This is a genomic window from Thalassospira lucentensis MCCC 1A00383 = DSM 14000 (genome assembly GCF_000421265.1).
Classification (GTDB): domain Bacteria; phylum Pseudomonadota; class Alphaproteobacteria; order Rhodospirillales; family Thalassospiraceae; genus Thalassospira; species Thalassospira lucentensis.
Window position 1 is genome coordinate 99,805 of record NZ_ATWN01000009.1, and the last position, 18,073, is coordinate 117,877.

Consider the following 18,073-nt stretch of genomic DNA (forward strand, 5'->3'; position numbering starts at 1 on the left):
CGAAAATGGGCTGCCCGAAGGCAGCCCATTTTTTTATGTTCGGAGCAAAAGTCTTAGCGACCAAGGCTCCACCAACCGCGTTTCTTCGGTTCGGATTTTTTATCTTTTGCCGGTTCAGGAGCCGGAGCTGGTTCTGATGCCGGTGTCGGTTTTTCAGCCGCAACCGGTTCCGGTTTTGCCTCGGCCTTAGGTTCAGGTGCCTTTTCTGCCGGTTTCTCGGCTTTCGGTGCGACCTTTTCTTCTGGCTTTGGTACCGGTGTGGCTTCCTTAGGTACAGCTACTTCAGCCGGTGCAGCAGCAGGGGCTGCTGCGGTGGCGTCAGGTTTGCTGTTTGCATCTGCTTCAGGGGCCGGGCCGCTCTGGATCGGGATGTTTTTCACATCACCGCGATCATCGCCGCTGTCGTTGTTGCTGTCTTTGCCACGAGGACGATCATTGCGATCACGACGGTTACGACGGTTGTCATTACGATCACGACGCGGGCGCGCAGGGGCCGGTGCAGTTGTACTGCGTGAACGACCTTCACGAACACCTTCCTGATCAAAGCTGTCGGCATCCTGACCTTCGCTTTCGGCGTCAATCACGGTGTTTTCTTCTGCACCGTCCGGTGCTTCGTGATCACGGTTACGGCGTGCTGCTGTCAGGGCCGGATCATCATTTGGCGACCGTGTGCTTTTGGCTTCAAAGTCCTGACGACGCGAACGGCGGCGACCACCACGTTTGCCGCGACGGCGGCGTTTGCGCTGGCTTTCTTCGTCGTCGTCATCTTCGTTGTCGCTGTTCTGATCGGCATTGTCATCATTGCCTGCTTCGGCGTCTGACGCTTCCTGCTGCTGATCATTGCGATCATCACGGTCATCATTGCGACCACGACGGCGACGACGGCGACGGCGACGTTTGCCGCCCTGTTCTTCGTCATCCTGCGCGGTGTTTTTGGCCGACGGAGCTTCTTCTTCTTCCTCGTCGTCATCGTCAGTATCGATCGGGTTTTCAATCGCGGTGAGTGAGACACTGTCGGTATTGAGGACGGCAGGAACGTCTTCGAGCTCATCGCCTTTTTTCGCACGTGAGCGTTCGATCCGGTGATCCGGAGAAATGAGGCTGTCATCGCCAAAGATCATCACTGTGAAACCGTAACGCTGTTCGATCTCGGCGAGCGTTTCGCGTTTGCGGTTCAGGATATAAAGGGCGACTTCACTTGCAACATGAACGGTCAGGGAGCCGGACCGTCGACGCATGCCTTCTTCTTCGAGCACGCGCAGCAAATGAAGGGCTGCACTTTCGATTGAACGAACAAGGCCAACACCACGGCAATGGGTGCAAACTTCAAATGCGCTTTCAACCAGCGACGGACGCAGGCGCTGACGCGACATTTCAAGCAGACCAAACGGACTGATGCGGCCGATCTGAAGACGTGCACGGTCATTGCGCATGGCTTCTTTGATCTTGCGTTCAACCGCACCCTGATTGCGGTGATCTTCCATGTCGATGAAATCGACAACGATCAAACCGGCCAGATCGCGCAGACGCAGTTGGCGTGCCAGTTCTTCTGCGGCTTCAAGGTTGGTCTTGTAAGCAGTTTCTTCGATATTGCGTTCACGGGTCGAGCGGCCGGAGTTAACGTCAATCGCGACCAAGGCCTCGGTCGGGTTGATAACGATATACCCACCCGATTTAAGCTGAACGACCGGGTTTAGCATCGCATCAAGCTGGCTTTCCACCTGGAAACGGTGGAACAGCGGAACGCCCTGATCTTTATAAGGCTGCACACGCTTAGCATGTGACGGCATCAACATTTTCATGAAGTCTTTGGCGATCCGGTAACCTTCGTCACCTTCAACCAGAACTTCATCAACATCACGTGCATAAAGGTCACGGATGGAGCGTTTGATCAGATCGGCTTCTTCGTAAATCAGGCAAGGTGCCTGACTTTGAAGGGTGGTTTCGCGGATACGATCCCACAGGCGCATCAGATAATCAAAATCGCGTTTGATCTCGGCTTTGGTCCGTTCCGCACCTGCGGTACGAACGATCACAGCCATACCGTCCGGAATTTCAAGCTCGGCAAGAATGGATTTCAGACGCTTACGATCCTGCGCATTGGTGATCTTGCGCGAAATGCCGCCACCACGCGGGGTGTTGGGCATAAGAACGCAATAGCGACCTGCAAGCGACAGGAAGGTCGAAAGTGCAGCACCCTTGTTGCCGCGTTCTTCCTTAACAACCTGTACCAGAAGGATCTGGCGGCGTTTGATAACTTCCTGAATCTTGTAACGTTTCTGAAGCTGACGGCTGTGCGATTCGACAAATTCGTCGGCATCGTCACCGCCAAGGTCTTCGATGTCTTCTTCGTCTGATTTCGCGTTGATTTCAGAAACCGTGTCGCCATCACTGCCATCGGCATCAATGTCGACAGTCAGTTCAGCGACTTCTGCTGACATCGCGGCATTGCCACCCGTCGGGGTGTCATCACCATCAGAACCGGTGTTTGCATCTGACGTGTTATCCTCAGAAGGTGAGGCGTCTTTTGCATCTGCATCGGCCGTTGAGGCATCTACTTCATCGGATTTCTTGCGACGGTTGCGCGTCCGGCGACGACGCGGTTTGGCGTCTTCTTCGTCCGAGCCCGTGGTCGCATCGTTTTTGCTGTCAGGGGATGTTGTTGCGTCCGCAGTTGCGGTTGCTTCGACTGGCGAAGCATCCGCATCTGCGGCTTCAACCGTCTCGTCCTTGTCCTTCGCACGCGGTTTGCGGCGCGAACGCGAACGCGTCGGTTTCTTTTCTTTTTTCTGGCTGTCTTCACCGTCGCTGACATTGTCTTCGACAATCTCAGCATCCTTGACGTTGCGCGTATGGCTTTGCGTCAAGGCTTCGCGGTCAGCAACCGGGATTTGATAATAATCGGAATGGATTTCGCTAAAAGCAAGGAAACCATGGCGGTTTCCGCCATAGTCGACAAATGCCGCCTGCAATGACGGTTCTACTCGCGTCACTTTCGCGAGATAGATGTTTCCCTTGATTTGTTTCTTCGTCGAAGTTTCGACGTCGTATTCTTCTAAGCGATTTCCGTTAATAACAACGACGCGGCTTTCTTCCGCGTGCGTTGCATCGATGAGCATGCGTTTAACCATTCGGAACCTGTTCCTGGAGGCCCCGCCAGTTCAATGCCTAAAGCGTAGTTGTGCTGATATGCAAACAAACCGGCGTGACCGGAGGCGCCGTACATTGAGTCCGCGATATGTCCTGTATGTCTCTGGTTCATCGCGTGTCGGCTGCTCTTCCGGTTTGGACCTGGTCTTGGTGTTGAAAAAAAAACTTGGTTGCGTATTTTCGAGCGCGCCAAGACAGCCTTTTTTAGGAGGGCTCTATCGGGAGCGGGAATTGCCGCGTCACCGAGACACCGACCGTAAGAACTGCTCTAGTCGCGTCCTCAACTTGGTGGATTTTTAGTGTCTTACCACAAAGCATTAGGAATCTCGTTTGCAACATATCTGGTTTATGCGTCTGCGACAAACAGTTTTGTTACATCTTTTGTCGTGTTTTTGGTGTCTTGTTCAAAAATCAGGAAGTTTTCCGCTCTATTTCGCCGCGCACGGCCAATGTCGGGCAAATCTATGAAAACGCAATGTTTTTAACCGGGGCATTAAAATGCCTTTGTTCTCGAAAGGGTGATCATCCTTGTGATTAGGGTCTGAACCCATTTCAAGCATTCAATTGGATTCAGACCCTAAAGTCGGCCTTTGGTCAATTGCCCGTTAACCAACGCGTTGCTATAAGCGCTTATCAATGGCTCCAATCGTGAAAATGGGCACAGCAGGGTAAATGGCATCACCAGCGGCAAACGTGCATTGCAATGCACAAAATGGAAAATGGTCCGGTCGCGTCGGTAACGCTGCTCGCAAAACCGGGCAGGCGGTTACGTTGCTGTTTTTGTTCCTGTTTTCCCTTCACTTTGCCATCGGAACGGCACTGGCCGACAGTGCCAAAGTCCTTGGTGCGCGCCTTGGCGTGTATCCGGATTACACCCGTTTTGTGATTGATCTGGATCGGAATGTTGATTTCACATATTTCCTTCTGCCCGATCCGTATCGCATCATTATCGATATGCCCGAAATCGACTGGAGCGCGCCTCCGGGTAATGTAACGTCGGGCGGCGGACTTATTTCCGGTTTGCGTTATGGCTTGTTTAAGCCCGGTACGTTCCGTGTTGTTTTGGATGTTGCCGAGCCATCGCTGGTATCAAAGATTTTCTCGCTTCCGGCATCGGCGGATAAACCGAACCGGCTTGTCGTCGATTTAACCCCGGCCAAGCGCGAAGCCTTTATGGAGGCGTCGCGTGAAAGCATGGTCGCCTATTCCGCACGCAGCCGGAATGACACCAGTGCAACCGAACAAAGTGCTGATGTCGCGGTTAAATCAGGACGTCCGGGGGATAATAAGCCGTTGATTGCAATCGACGCCGGTCATGGCGGTGTTGATCCCGGTGCTATCGGGGTTGATGGTGTTTACGAGAAAAACCTGACCCTTGCTGCGGCCCGGCAATTGGCCGATACCCTGACCGCATCGGGCCGGTATCGCGTTCTTTTGACCCGCGATAAGGACGTTTTCCTGAAATTACGTCAGCGTGTCGAAATTGCACGTAAAAACGGTGCAGACCTTTTCATCTCGTTGCATGCCGATTCTATTGCCAATCCGAAACACCGTGGCGCGTCTGTTTATACCTTGTCTGAAAACGCGTCGGATAAAGAAGCCGCCGCACTGGCATCCAAGGAAAACAAGGCCGACGTGATTGCAGGTCTTGATTTGTCAGACGAAAATACGTTGGTACAAAGTATCCTGATTGATCTGGCTCAGCGCGAAACCATGAACCTGTCGGCAACCCTTGCCGCCAATATGGTCAGCCAGTTGGCGAAAAGCATCGAATTGCAGCGCAGAACGCACCGTTTTGCCGGGTTTGCGGTGCTTAAGGCACCTGATATTCCCTCGGCACTGTTTGAAATGGGGTATCTTTCAAACGCGCAGGATGCCAAGCTTCTGCAAAGTCCCGCCCACCGTAAAAAAGTTGCCGAGGCTGTCATGCGGGCCATCGATATTTATTTCGATACCCACAAATTCTAAGACAGCGGCCTTTCCGGTCCGTGTGAAAATTCAAAATTATGCCTGCACGGGGCTTTTTCACACACGCAAAAGCCCAATATCGTAGTGATGGGACCGGGCCGGTTGAAAAAGCAATGTCGATGGAAAAAACAATGACAGTGCGAGCTGTCACAACCTCGTCACTTTTAAACCGCTATAGTCATCTTAAGTGAGGGGGATATGCCTCAACAGCGGCGTGTTCCTTTGGGATGATTGCATTTGGGGGGATTGTGCATGATGATGCGCGATCTTTCCGATCCGGCCAACAAAACGAAAAAGACCTGCATAAATGCGAATATTAATGATTATCTTCGGCTTTCTGTTTTTGATGGCTGTCGCGGGTGGCGCCGGTGTTATGGCGATCTTTTGGCATTTTGGTCAGGATTTGCCTGACTACACACAGCTTGAAGACTATGAGCCCCAGGTCATGACGCGTGTCCATGCGGCAGATGGTGCCTTGATTGCGGAATATGCCCGCGAAAAACGCGTGTTTGTGCCAATCACCGCCATTCCGCACAAAGTCACGGACGCCTTTGTTGCCGCCGAAGATAAGAATTTCTGGTCGCATCCGGGAATTGATTTTGCATCGGTGTTGCGCGCTGCTGTGACCAATGTCGTCAACCTTGGGACCGGGCGTCGTCCGGTTGGGGCGTCGACAATCACCCAGCAGGTCGCAAAAAACTTCCTTTTGACCAACGAAGTTTCCTACGAACGGAAAATCAAGGAAGCCATCCTGTCATTCCGTATCGAACGCGCCTTTTCCAAGCAGCATATTCTTGAGCTGTATCTCAACGAGATTTACCTTGGCAGTGGCAGTTACGGCGTTGCCGCAGCGGCCCTTCGCTATTTCGATAAATCGCTTGATGAGGTGAACGTCGAAGAAGCTGCCTATCTGGCGGCACTGCCAAAGGCCCCCTCAAATTATCATCCGGTCCGCAACCACGACGAAGCCAAAGCGCGTCGTAATTGGGTCATTGGCCGGATGCTTGAAGAAAAATACATCACCGAAGCCGAAGCACAGGCTGCATGGGCGGCCCCGCTGATTGGCAAAACACGTGAGTCGGTCGATACCTATCAGGCTGATTTCTTTGCCGAGGAAGTGCGCCGCCAACTGGTGGATCGCTACGGTGAGGGGATGCTTTATGACGGCGGACTTTCGGTTCGATCAACCGTTGATCCGCGCATGCAGACGATTGCCGACAAAGCCCTGCTTGAAGGATTGGTGGATTATGACCGCCGCCATGGCTGGCGCGGTCCGATCACGACAATTGAGCTTGCCGATGACTGGCAACAAAAACTGCGTGAAGTTGAAGTCCCTGCCGATATCCCGTGGGACCGGGCTGTTGTCTTGTCGACGGATGCTGATGAGGCAATTCTTGGCCTTATGACCGGCGAGCAGGGCCGTATTCCGAAGCGATTCCTGACATGGGCGCGTCCGTGGCAAAAAGGTCAGACATTGGGACCGGTGGTCAATAAACCATCCGATGTGATCAATGCTGGCGATGTGATCTATGTGAAGCATTTTGCCGAACTGGATGGCGAACAGCTGCCCCCCAACACGTATGGTCTGCGTCAGATTCCCAATGTGAATGGGGCGCTTGTGGCGATGGATCCGCACACCGGACGTGTCTTGGCAATGTCGGGTGGCTTTTCGCACGACCTGTCAAAATTTAACCGCGCAACACAGGCGCGTCGTCAGCCGGGCTCGGCGTTTAAGCCGTTTGTTTATTTGGCGGCCCTTGATCAGGGCTTTACCCCGTCAACACTGGTTCTTGATGCACCGTTCGTGATTGATCAGGGGCCGGGGCTTGGAAAGTGGAAGCCGGGCAACTACAGCGGCAAGTTCTATGGTCCCTCGACCATGCGTCTTGGGATTGAAAAATCGCGAAATCTGATGACCGTACGCTTGGCTCAGACCATTGGCATGCCGGTGGTTGCCGATTACGCCGAACGTTTCGGGATTGTCGATAAACTGCCAGAAGTTCTTTCCATGGCGCTTGGTGCGGCGGAAACGACAGTGATGCGTTTGACCGCGGCCTATGCCGAACTGGTCAATGGGGGCAAAAAAATCACCCCAACCCTGATTGATCGTATTCAGGACCGTCGCGGCAGTGTGATTTATCGCCGTGATGAACGTGACTGTGCGCAGTGCCAGGATGTTGCGTTCCGCAATCAAATGCCGCCAGATTTGCCTGATACCCGTGAACAGCTGACCGACCCGGCCAGTGCGTTCCAGATGGTCCATATCATGGAAGGCGTGATTCAAAGCGGTACTGGCCGGACGATTGCTGAACTCGGGTACCCTTTGGCGGGTAAAACCGGGACAACCAATGATTCCCGCGATGCATGGTTTGTCGGTTTTGCGCCTGATCTTGCGGTTGGGGTGTATGTCGGCTTTGACGATAACCGATCCCTTGGTGATCGCGAACAAGGTGCAAGTGCCGCAGCACCGATCTGGAAAGAGTTCATGCGCGGCGCACTCGAAGGCACCAAAGCCATTCCCTTCCGTACCCCACCGGGTATCCGTATGGTCCGGGTGGATTCCCGTACCGGGCTTCCGGCCGGTCCAGGGGCTCAGGATGTGATCTGGGAAGCCTTCAAGCCCGGCACCATTCCGGCCTCAAATGATAATGTCATTGATGGCGGTTATGACGGAAACAGCGGATCGGACGGCGGCAGTGGTGCCGTGTCGGGGCCAGGCGGAATTTACTGATCACGCCGAAATGTGAGAGTCGTAAATTTGATGTTTATGACACTCAATATATGAACAAAGCCGGATGTGAGCAGCATCCGGCTTTTTCTGTGTTTGCGAGTGTTCGTCTGAAAGAATTTACGTTCGTTTCGGCCGAAAATACCCCATCAACCGTCATCAAACATTGATAAAATCATCAACCGTGTGACACTGGCATGTCACGCAGTTTTGTCATGATCTTCAAGATTTCAGTTCACGCCTTGAAGAGGTTTAAAAATGACTTTTCGTCTTTCCCGCCGCAAGTTCCTCACCGCCACGGCAACAGCTGGTGCCGCATCGACGATGGGCGGTTTTTTCATGCCGTCGATTTCGCGTGCTGCGGATCGCCCTGTGATTACCCATGGCGTACAAAGTGGTGATGTTACCGCGAACACGGCCTGCATCTGGGGGCGAGCTGACCGTGCATCAAAGATGGTGACCGAAATTGCAACGACCGAAGGGTTCAAGAACTCGGTGCGTATTCCGCATATGAATGTCGTGCCCCAGCGTGATTTGGCGGGCAAATTGACATTGCAGGATTTACCTGCCGGACAGGACATCTTTTACAAGATTCATTTTGAAAACCTTGACGATGGCCGTGCGTCATCCGAACCGCTTATCGGTCATTTCAGAACTGCCCCGGCAGCCAAACGCAATATCCGGTTCGGCTGGTCTGGAGATACCGCCGGGCAGGGCTGGGGCATTGATGAGGACCGCGGCGGTATGAAAACATATGCCACCGTAACCAAGCACAATCCCGATTTCTTTATTCATTCGGGTGATACGATTTATGCTGATGGGCCGTTCGAAAAACAGGCGAAGATGCCAGATGGTGACGTTTGGAAAAATATCACCACCGAACACACTGGCAAGGTTGCAGAAACGATTGACGAGTTTAGGGGTAACTACAAATACAACATGCTTGATAAGAACGTTCTGGAATTCAACCGTATGATGCCAGTTTATTATCAATGGGATGATCACGAAGTTCTCAATAACTGGTATCCAGGTGAAATGTTGACCGGTGATGACCGTTATAGCGAAAAGTCGGTTTCGCTTTTGGCATCGCGGGCCAATCGGGCTTTCCGCGAAATGCTGCCGATTACCGAGTTTGATACCGAACCTGGCCGTGTTTATCGCAAGGTGTCCTATGGACCGTCTCTTGAAATTTTCTTCCTTGATATGCGGACCTATCGCGGGCCGAACGATGCGAATGATAGCCCGGTTCCAACCAATGATACGGATTTCCTTGGCCGCACACAGATTGAATGGCTTAAACGCAGCCTGCTCAATTCCAAGGCAACTTGGAAGGTCATCGCAGCAGATATGCCGATTGGCATGATTGTGTATGACGACTGGAAGACCAAAAGCACATTCGAAAATTTGGCAAATGGGGATGGTGCACCAAAGGGACGTGAGCTGGAAATCGTCGAACTTCTGCGGTTTATCAAATCGGCCAAAATCAATAACACGGTCTGGCTGACAGCTGACGTGCATTACACCGCAGCCCATTATTATGATCCGAACAAAGCCCAGTTCCAGGATTTCGAACCGTTCTGGGAATTTGTTTCAGGTCCGCTCCATGCCGGGACATTCGGCCCCCAGGACATGGACAATACATTCGGCCCACAGGTGAAATTCACCAAGCATCCCAGCAAAGAACAAGGCATCAACCTGCCGCCATCATTTGGAATGCAGTTCTTTGGTCTCGTCGACATTGATGCCGACACTGAACAGTTCCGGGTGTCGTTGCGCGATGTTGCCGACGAAGAGCTTTACACCGTGACACTCGATCCGGTTTATAGCTGACGCTTAGTTTTCGGGCCTTGTCCTGTTGATGAAATCCGGCACATTCACTGTGCCGGGTTTTTGCATGGTTGCAGGGGTTTCAACTGAGACAAAAACTGTTATAACCGCCGCCTACATAGCCATATGTCATGTATGGTCGAACAGAATTTCATTTGAATAACGGAGACATCAATGCGCGCTGAAGCACAGGCATTGGTCGATGAAATCAAGCAGTCGATGGCACTGCTGAGGAGGCATCTTTGACTGGGATAACGCACTTAGGCGCCTGGACGAACTGAATGCACTGGCCGAAGACCCAACCCTTTGGGACGATGCGGCCAATGCGCAGAAAATCATGCGCGAACGTACCCAGCTTGACGATGCGATTAACGGTTATAAAAAGCTCGCGCAGGAACTTGATGACAATATCGAACTGATCGAACTTGGCGAAGCCGAGGGCGACGACGATACTGTTGCCGAGGCCGAAGACGGCCTGCGATCCATCCACAAGATTGCGGCACAGCGTGAACTTGAAAGCCTGCTTTCAGGTGAAGCTGACAGCAATGATGCTTATCTTGAAATCCATGCCGGTGCCGGTGGTACTGAGGCACAGGATTGGGCAAGCATGATGGCGCGCATGTATTATCGTTGGGCAGAGTCCAAGAAATACAAGCTTGAGATGCTTGAGGAAAGTGATGGCGAGGAAGCCGGTATCAAGTCGGTGACCTATAAGGTTTCCGGTCACAATGCTTATGGCTGGCTGAAGAATGAAGTTGGGGTGCATCGTCTGGTGCGGATTTCGCCCTATGACAGTTCGGCGCGTCGCCATACCAGCTTCTCGTCCGTTTGGGTCTATCCGGTGATTGATGACGATATTCAGATCGAAATTCTCGATAAGGATCTTCGCATTGATACCTATCGTGCATCCGGGGCCGGTGGTCAGCACGTTAACCGTACCGATTCCGCGGTACGTATGACCCATATCCCGACCGGGATTGTTGCCCAGTGCCAGAACGACCGATCGCAGCATAAAAACCGCGACACGGCGATGAAGATGCTGAAAGCCCGTTTGTATGAGGCGGAACTTAAAAAACGCGAAGCCGAAGCACAGGCCGTCGAAGACAACAAAACCGACATCGGTTGGGGTCATCAAATCCGGTCCTACGTCTTGCAGCCTTATCAGATGATCAAGGACCTGCGCACAGGAACCGAAACATCCGATACTCAGGGTGTTTTGAACGGTGATCTTGATGCCTTTATGGCGGCTGCCCTGGCGGCAAAAGTCACCGGATCAGCAGGCGAAATCGAAGACATTGATTGATCGCACCAAAGTGATCGAAATTAGAACACCCCGCCGGTTTTGGCGGGGTGTTCTATTTCAAAGGCTTGGCGTGTTTACCGGGCGCTAACCTGCATAATTCTGCGCTTTGCCCGTAAAAATTCCATTTCTGTCACACAATTGCCGGATATGCCTGCCACGGTGTGGCTAAGCGACACCTGCCAAGCAATAACAAATGACCAGATCATGACTGGTTCCTGGCAGGAACAGCTCTGAGCAAACGTCTATCATTCAGGTGAAGTCCAAAATGGCCCAACAGTCCCTTGGCCCGGTCGCAGTCGGCGACCAGTTCAAACTTGCTACTCCCAACGGTCCGGTCTTCGTGGTGGTTAAAATCCGTGAAATGAAGCCCGTTGATCATGCCCAGATCACAAAAGTCCGCGATACCAAATCGCCAACCCTTATTGCCGTTACCACATTGTTGAACCGTGATTTCTATATTCCGGTTGCGCCTGAAAACCGCCAAACTCCTGATAACGACGGCATATTGCGCGGTTCCTGACAGGCTTACCGTGTGATTATAAAATCGGGCAACAGGCTGTTTCACGAGAATGTTCGCAAGAAAGAAGTTGGCATGGCGGCCCACACGCGGTGAAATGGATCAAATTTTAATCCATGCCATCAGGGGCCGCCAACATGTCACACGGAACGTTGCAAACGGAACTGCTTGATACCCTGTTTTCCGTTCTGGAAAACGATGTTTTACCCAAAACACGATCTGGCGTTGCGGCGGGGAATAAGGTCTTTGGCGCCGCTATTTTGCGTAAATCCGACCATGCGCTGGTGATTGCCGAAACCAATAATGAAATGGAAAACCCGCTGTGGCATGGCGAAGTCCATTGTTTGAAGCGGTTCTATGAAATGCGGGCCGATCGGAGACCGGTAACCTCAGACCTTATCTTCCTATCGACCCACGAACCTTGTTCGATGTGTCTGTCGGCGATCACTTGGGCCGGATTTGATAATTTCTATTATTTCTTTTCGTATGAGGATTCCCGCGATGCGTTCGCCATTCCCCATGATCTGAAAATCATGCAGGAAGTCTTCACCCTGAAAGACGGTGAATACAATAAATCAAACGCGTTCTGGGACAGTCATTCGATGATGGGCATGATCGCCGAATTGCCCAAAGACCAGCAGGGCGCATATATCGCGCGTGCGCAGGCCATTTCCGATCAGTATGATCAGCTTTCCACACAGTATCAGGATACAAAATCGGACAACGACATTCCGCTGAACTAAAGCAGGTTAGCGGTTTGACGTTTGAGTCCGAAACTGGCGAGTTTTATTGTCGCATTCTGCTACACTGTGCGGCATGGAACAGCTCAATAATGACATATGCTATCAAGCACTCAAAACCCGGGACCGTCGGTTTGACGGGCGGTTTTATACCGCCGTTCTGACCACCGGGATTTTCTGTCGTCCGATTTGCCCAGCCGTGACGCCCAAACGGGTGAATGTCGAATTTTATCCCAGTGCAGAATCAGCAATCGCCCATGGGTTCCGTCCGTGTTTGCGGTGCCGCCCCGAAGCCGCTCCCGGCAGCCCCGCCAGTGCCGGTGTGCATGCCACGGTCGCGCGCGCGGTGCGTCTGATTGATCAGGGCATGCTGGAAACCGGTTCTATTGCCGATTTGGCAGATCGGTTGGGGGTAGGGGACCGGCATCTGCGCCGGATTTTCAAAGAACATACCGGCGTTACCCCGCAAGATCACGCCAAGGCGCGCCGATTGCTCCGCGCCCGTCAGTTGATTGTCGATAGCAACCTTTCCATGACAGATATCGCTGACATTGCCGGGTTTGGCAGTTTGCGCCGGTTTAATGATGCGATGAAAAAGGCCTATGGGCAGGCGCCAACGGCGTTTCGTCGTGGCCTGAAATCGCCACCACTCGCGGGCATGAAAAAAGATGACCCATGTGCGCGCCGCGATGATGATTTGGTTTTGCGCCTGCGCGCCCGACAGCCATTTGATGCCAATTACCTTTTGGCATTTTTCCGTGCGCGCGCCATTCCCGGTCTGGAATCGGTTGGCGATCGTACGTATGTGCGGGGCTTTCGGATTGGCGATTTGATTGGTCTGATGATTTGTCGTTTCCCAAATGATAACAGCGGGGTAGAGGTGATCTTGCGTGGGCCTGCCCGTGGGGCGGTTCTTGAAATTGGGTCCCGGGTACGACGTCTGTTTGATCTTGATGCCGATGTCCCGTCGATCACCGCACAATTCGCCAATGACCCGTTGCTTGCCCCGTTGATCGATAAACGTCCGGGGCTGCGTGTGCCCGGATGCTGGGATCAATTTGAATTGGTGATCCGTGCTGTCTTGGGGCAGCAGGTTTCGGTGGCTGCGGCCCGAACGCTGGCCGGGCGATTGGTACAGGGATATGGCGACGCGTTGCCGGATGATTTGAGCGAGGATACCTGCGTTACCCACGTGTTTCCACAGCCTGAAACACTGTTGGGATTGGACTTGATTGGCATTGGGTTGACCCGACGGCGCGCACAAACCGTGTCGGATGTCATTGATATGTTTGCCGGCCCCGATTGCGATCAGAAAAGTGGCGATGCCTTGATCACGGAAATGACCGCGATCAAGGGGATCGGACCATGGACCCTGAATTATTTTGGCCTGCGGGGTTTAGGCGATCCCGATGCCTTCCCGGCCGCCGACCTTGGAATTTTAAAGGCATCTGCCATGGGCGGGGGGCCAGATAAAGCCAAGGCACTCGAAACACTTTCGGAAAGCTGGCGGCCATGGCGTGCCTATGCGGCGCAATATCTTTGGTCTGCCCTTGAAGGAGAAGGATGATGACAACAACCATGACCACCAAAATCAATGTCGTACGCCATGATAGCCCGATTGGGATGCTAAGCCTTGCAAGTGTTGAGGGCAAGTTGGTGCATCTGGATTTTGACGGCAATGATGATCGACTTAAAACCATTCAGAACCGCCGATTCAAAAGTCTTGAATGGGCTGAAAACGGTAACGTTCCAGCATCCGTCATCAGATGGCTGGAGGGGTATTTTGATGGTGAATGCTCAGCTTTGCCGATGGCCGATATCAATATGATCGGTACAGATTTTCAGAAATCCGTGTGGGATGCACTGATCACGATCCCGTTTGCCACAAGCGTATCCTATGCCGGGCTGGCCGATCAGCTGGGCAACCCAAAGGCCGTGCGGGCAGTTGCGCGCGCCAATGCGTTGAATCCGGTGTCGATCATTGTGCCGTGTCATCGGGTGATTGGCTCAAACGGCACCCTGACCGGCTATGCCGGTGGGCTGGAGCGCAAGAAGTGGTTGCTGGAGTACGAAGCCAGCATTTTGGCAAAAGCAGCCTAACGCCAAAACGGGCAGCCAGACGGCTGCCCGTTTTCTCCGGCATGACGTTATGAGATCGACATCACGATACGGCCATCGATTTTGCCTTCGCGCATGCGGTCAAAAATCGAATTGATGTTTTCCATCGGTTCGGTGGTGTAATGCGAATGCACCTTGCCGTCGCCCGCAAAATTAAGCGCTTCCTGAAGGTCCGCGCGGGTGCCGACAATCGACCCACGGATGGTTTTGCGCGATAGAACTGTATCGAAAATATCAAGTTCGAATTTTCCGGGCGGCAATCCACATAGCGCCATGGTGCCATGACGGCCCAGCATGCCAACCCCTTGGGAAAAGGCGGATTTGGAAACGGCTGTTACCAGTACCCCGTTGGCACCGCCCATTTGTTTTTGGACTTCGGCAACCACATCAGTTTCCTTGGCGTTCATGGTCCAGTCTGCTCCAAGATCCTTGGCCAAGGTCAGCTTGTCGTCATTGATATCAACCGCAATGACCTTCATGCCCATGGCCTTGGCGTATTGCACCGCCATATGGCCCAAGCCGCCGATACCGGAAATGACCACCGTTTCACCCGGTTTGCATTCTGTTTCCTTAAGTCCCTTATAGACCGTGACTCCGGCACATAGCACAGGTGCCGCATTGCCAAATTCAAGCCGGTCCGGCAGATGTCCGACATAGTTTGGATCGGCCAGAACATATTCAGCAAAACCGCCATTGACCGAATAGCCGGTATTGATTTGTTCACCGCAAAGGGTTTCCCAGCCGGTTACGCAGTGATGACAATGACCACAGGCCGAATGCAACCACGGCACACCTACACGGTCGCCTTCCTTGACGGATGTGACACCTTCGCCAACTTCGAAAACAATCCCGACACCTTCGTGGCCGGGGATAAACGGCGGATTGGGTTTTACCGGCCAATCGCCTTCGGCGGCGTGCAGGTCGGTGTGACACACGCCCGACGCTTCGATTTTCACAAGGATCTTGCCCGGTGTGACTTTGGGCACTGTGACTTCTTCGATCGATAAGGGTTTGCCAAATTCGCGGACTAAGGCAGCTTTCATCGTGGCAGGCATGTTTGGACCTCCTGACGGAAGGAAAAGACCCGTTTGCTTGGGTCTGTTTAATTCACGTCAAAAGAATAGGGCGATGGGCGTTTGAAAGCCTTGCTTTGAATCAATCTTGCCGGAAAAGATCAATCAGGCGTCATAACCGATATCAGGCAGTTCAAGCACATAGTCCTGATAATAATCAGGCGGCATGCCGGCTTCGTAACGGGCTTCGTCGTTAAAGGGGGGCTTTAACGATCCACGGAAATGCTTGCGCAGCATGTCATGCCAGGTTGTGTAGTACGGAAGACCGCGCTGATCGCAGACATATTCGTAATATTTCCGCCCTGCTGCGACGTGGGCGATTTCATCATGGGCGATGATTTCGAGAATACGGGCACTTTCGGTGTCCCCGTGGGCCATTAACCGCTCAATGGTCGGCGGGGCGGCATCAAGCCCGCGTGCCTCAAACACCATCGGTACCACGGCCAGACGTGGTAAAATGTCATAGGCCGTATCCATCGATGTTTCCCACAACCCGTCATGAGCCGGAAGGTCGCCATAGGCCGCCCCCATTTCGCCCAGTCGTGTAACGATCATTTTAAAATGACGGGCTTCGTCATCGGCGACCTGAACCCACGCATCATGGAAGTGCTTTGGCATCTCTGCATCGGGAAAGCGCACGCATAAATCCCATGCCAGATCGATGGCATTGAGTTCAATATGGGCCAGCGCATGCAAAAGGCTGATACGTCCCTGAACACTGCCTTTTTTGCGTTTGGGCATTTTGTTGGGTGGCAGCAGTTCCGGCTGTGCCGGGCGTCCCGGACGATCAGGAAGATCGGTTGACCCAACTTCCGTGATCTCGCCACTACGCCACAGTGCAGCCATTTCAGCGGTTACATTGGCCTTCTCGATGGCATCTGCAGTGAGCAGGGAACGCTTGGCGGCTTCGGCGAGGGTCAGTTTGGTCATGATCATCCGGAACTGGTGCAGGAGTTAAGGCCACGCTGTGTCTGACATCTGCCAGACGTCTGGTCAATGAACAAAGAAAAAGGGCGTCCAGCATGACAATGCCGGAACGCCCGCAAAGATGGATGATCATCTGATCGTTTGATCAGGTGATGTTAAAGCGAGCAAGGGCTTCTGCCAGATCTTCGCCAAACGAGTTCCCCTTGCGGATGATCGCGGTTCGGCAGGGCAGGTCCTGCAAGGACGGATGGTTCGGCGCATCCGATGTCAGAACCGCGGTTGGGATGTTGCGCGTTTTGGGCATGGCTTGCAGCGCATTGGCAAGATCAATGCCGCTGAGTTCATCGATGGTCTTGGCGACAATGATGAAGTCCGGGCGGGTGCGCACAGCAAGTTCGATGGCCTCAAACGAGGTCTGGGTCACGGAGCTGCGATATCCGCAAGCAGCCAGTTCACGCTCAACAATGACCGCCATTGAACGTTGCGGAATGACCAAAAGGGCCTCGACGTTAGTTTGTTTGAGCCAGTTGGGATCAATGTCGGGTGTGCGTTTTGAGGGCAGTTCGCGGACGAACTCGGCAGTGTCGGTGCCGCCTGCGGTCATGTCACCGTCAAGAAGGGTCTGGATTTTATCGACAAAGGCCTGAATGTCTTCGATAGCACCTTCATTGAGTTCCTTACAGGTCGTGACATAATCTGCAAGGCGATGGCTGGTCAGATTGATCAGCGGGGCGGCGACCGATTTGCCTTTGTACCGCAAATTGAAAACTTCGCGCTGAATAGCTGTCAGGTGGATGGGGTCGGCCTTGCCACGCGCATTCTGCAAATGGACATCAATCGAATTGATGATGTCGTGGGCTTCATCACGAAAGTCTGCAAGCATCTGATCGTCAAGATCGACAACATTCTTGTTCATTGAATTACCCGCCTTGCCGGTGAACCGGTTTGTTTTCTCCTGATAGGTGAAATTTATGCTCACCTATATTCCCATATTCAAATTCTTAGCCTGAGAAACAAGGTAAGGCAACCAAATCAATATGGGCCTCATCGGTCACGACATTGAACTTAAAGCATTTTAAGGTCGAATAAAAAAAGGCCCGACAGGATGATTGTCGGGCCTTTACGTATCATGGCGCAGATTTTAAAGGGCGCGGACGGCTTCAAGAACCTCGGCGACGTGGCCTTTGACTTTGACCTTGTGCCACGCATTACGGATTGTGCCTTGGGCATCAATAACAAAGGTGGTTCGTTCAATGCCCATGAATTTCCTGCCATACATGCTTTTTTCCTTCCACACACCGTAATCTTCACAAGTGGTGCCATTCTCGTCAGAGGCGAGAATGAAGTTCAGGTCATGTTTGGCTTTGAATTTGTCATGGCGATCCGCACTGTCTTTGGAAATGCCAATGATCTGAGCGTCAACGGCGCTAAAATCTGGTTCTGCATCACGGAATTCGCAGGATTCTGTCGTGCAGCCCGGTGTCATGTCCTTGGGATAGAAATAGATCACCACCGGCTTACCACGCAGGTCAGATAGTTTCACACTGCCGCCACCGTCGGTCGGCAGTTCAAAATCCGGGGCTGTCGCGCCTGTATCAAGTGTCATGTTCTATCCTTTGTCTGTTCGTGCGCATGTGCGATCCGCAGTGTCGCGCATCCATCGTTCGCCGTGTTTGAAGGCGTGGGCATAAAAATATAATCCATTATAGGGATGGCAAGGGC

General features: G+C 52.8%; 13 protein-coding genes. 8 read left to right on the top strand and 5 right to left on the bottom strand.

All coding sequences use genetic code 11. From position 1 onward, the window contains the following. Positions 1-53: 53 nt before the first annotated feature. Positions 54-3,131 carry an Rne/Rng family ribonuclease gene (locus tag K355_RS0117650; RefSeq protein ID WP_022733487.1) on the bottom strand — a complete coding sequence of 1,026 codons (3,078 nt, stop codon included), beginning with the start codon at positions 3,129-3,131 and terminating at the stop codon, positions 54-56. 691 nt (positions 3,132-3,822) lie between these two features. On the opposite strand from K355_RS0117650, the gene K355_RS24325 reads away from it, so the two are divergent. The 8 genes from K355_RS24325 to K355_RS0117700 all read left to right on the top strand — a co-directional run bounded on the left by K355_RS24325 (position 3,823) and on the right by K355_RS0117700 (position 14,333). Beyond that, complete coding sequence (locus tag K355_RS24325) at positions 3,823-5,118, top strand: N-acetylmuramoyl-L-alanine amidase (protein ID WP_022733488.1); 1,296 nt, start codon at positions 3,823-3,825, stop codon at positions 5,116-5,118. 319 nt (positions 5,119-5,437) lie between these two features. Continuing rightward, positions 5,438-7,849, top strand: coding sequence for a penicillin-binding protein 1A (locus K355_RS0117665; protein ID WP_244271070.1), 2,412 nt, complete (start codon positions 5,438-5,440; stop codon positions 7,847-7,849). Between the two features lie 255 nt (positions 7,850-8,104). Next, positions 8,105-9,676, top strand: a complete 1,572-nt coding sequence (locus K355_RS0117675; protein ID WP_022733492.1) for an alkaline phosphatase D family protein — start codon at positions 8,105-8,107, stop codon at positions 9,674-9,676. 171 nt (positions 9,677-9,847) lie between these two features. After that, positions 9,848-10,976 (top strand): peptide chain release factor 2 gene (prfB, locus tag K355_RS0117680; RefSeq protein WP_114091541.1). Its coding sequence is split into 2 segments (ribosomal slippage): positions 9,848-9,916 and positions 9,918-10,976, totalling 1,128 coding nucleotides; the frame shifts between segments, so codons are not numbered across the junction. 265 nt (positions 10,977-11,241) lie between these two features. After that, positions 11,242-11,496 (top strand): hypothetical protein, encoded by a 255-nt coding sequence (locus K355_RS0117685; protein ID WP_022733494.1) that lies wholly within the window; start codon positions 11,242-11,244, stop codon positions 11,494-11,496. Positions 11,497-11,630: 134 nt separating this feature from the next. Further along, positions 11,631-12,236 (top strand): nucleoside deaminase, encoded by a 606-nt coding sequence (locus tag K355_RS0117690; RefSeq protein ID WP_051146030.1) that lies wholly within the window; start codon positions 11,631-11,633, stop codon positions 12,234-12,236. A 46-nt stretch (positions 12,237-12,282) separates the two neighbouring features. After that, entirely contained in the window at positions 12,283-13,800 is a 1,518-nt protein-coding gene (locus K355_RS0117695; protein WP_245562968.1) for a DNA-3-methyladenine glycosylase 2 family protein, read from the top strand. Further along, positions 13,800-14,333, top strand: a complete 534-nt coding sequence (locus K355_RS0117700; protein ID WP_022733497.1) for a methylated-DNA--[protein]-cysteine S-methyltransferase — start codon at positions 13,800-13,802, stop codon at positions 14,331-14,333. Before K355_RS0117695 ends, K355_RS0117700 begins: the two co-directional genes overlap by 1 nt. Before the next feature lie 47 nt (positions 14,334-14,380). Here K355_RS0117700 and adhP read toward each other — a convergent pair whose 3' ends face one another. From adhP to bcp, 4 genes are all read right to left on the bottom strand, one after another. After that, positions 14,381-15,406 carry an alcohol dehydrogenase AdhP gene (gene adhP / locus K355_RS0117705; RefSeq protein WP_022733498.1) on the bottom strand — a complete coding sequence of 342 codons (1,026 nt, stop codon included), beginning with the start codon at positions 15,404-15,406 and terminating at the stop codon, positions 14,381-14,383. A 123-nt stretch (positions 15,407-15,529) separates the two neighbouring features. Further along, positions 15,530-16,354: a ferritin-like domain-containing protein gene (locus tag K355_RS0117710; protein WP_022733499.1), complete on the bottom strand. Its 825-nt coding sequence runs from the start codon at positions 16,352-16,354 to the stop codon at positions 15,530-15,532. Positions 16,355-16,496: 142 nt separating this feature from the next. Further along, positions 16,497-17,330 carry a response regulator gene (locus tag K355_RS0117715; RefSeq protein ID WP_022733500.1) on the bottom strand — a complete coding sequence of 278 codons (834 nt, stop codon included), beginning with the start codon at positions 17,328-17,330 and terminating at the stop codon, positions 16,497-16,499. A 162-nt stretch (positions 17,331-17,492) separates the two neighbouring features. Further along, positions 17,493-17,957 carry a thioredoxin-dependent thiol peroxidase gene (gene bcp / locus K355_RS0117720; RefSeq protein ID WP_022733501.1) on the bottom strand — a complete coding sequence of 155 codons (465 nt, stop codon included), beginning with the start codon at positions 17,955-17,957 and terminating at the stop codon, positions 17,493-17,495. Positions 17,958-18,073 lie beyond the last annotated feature (116 nt).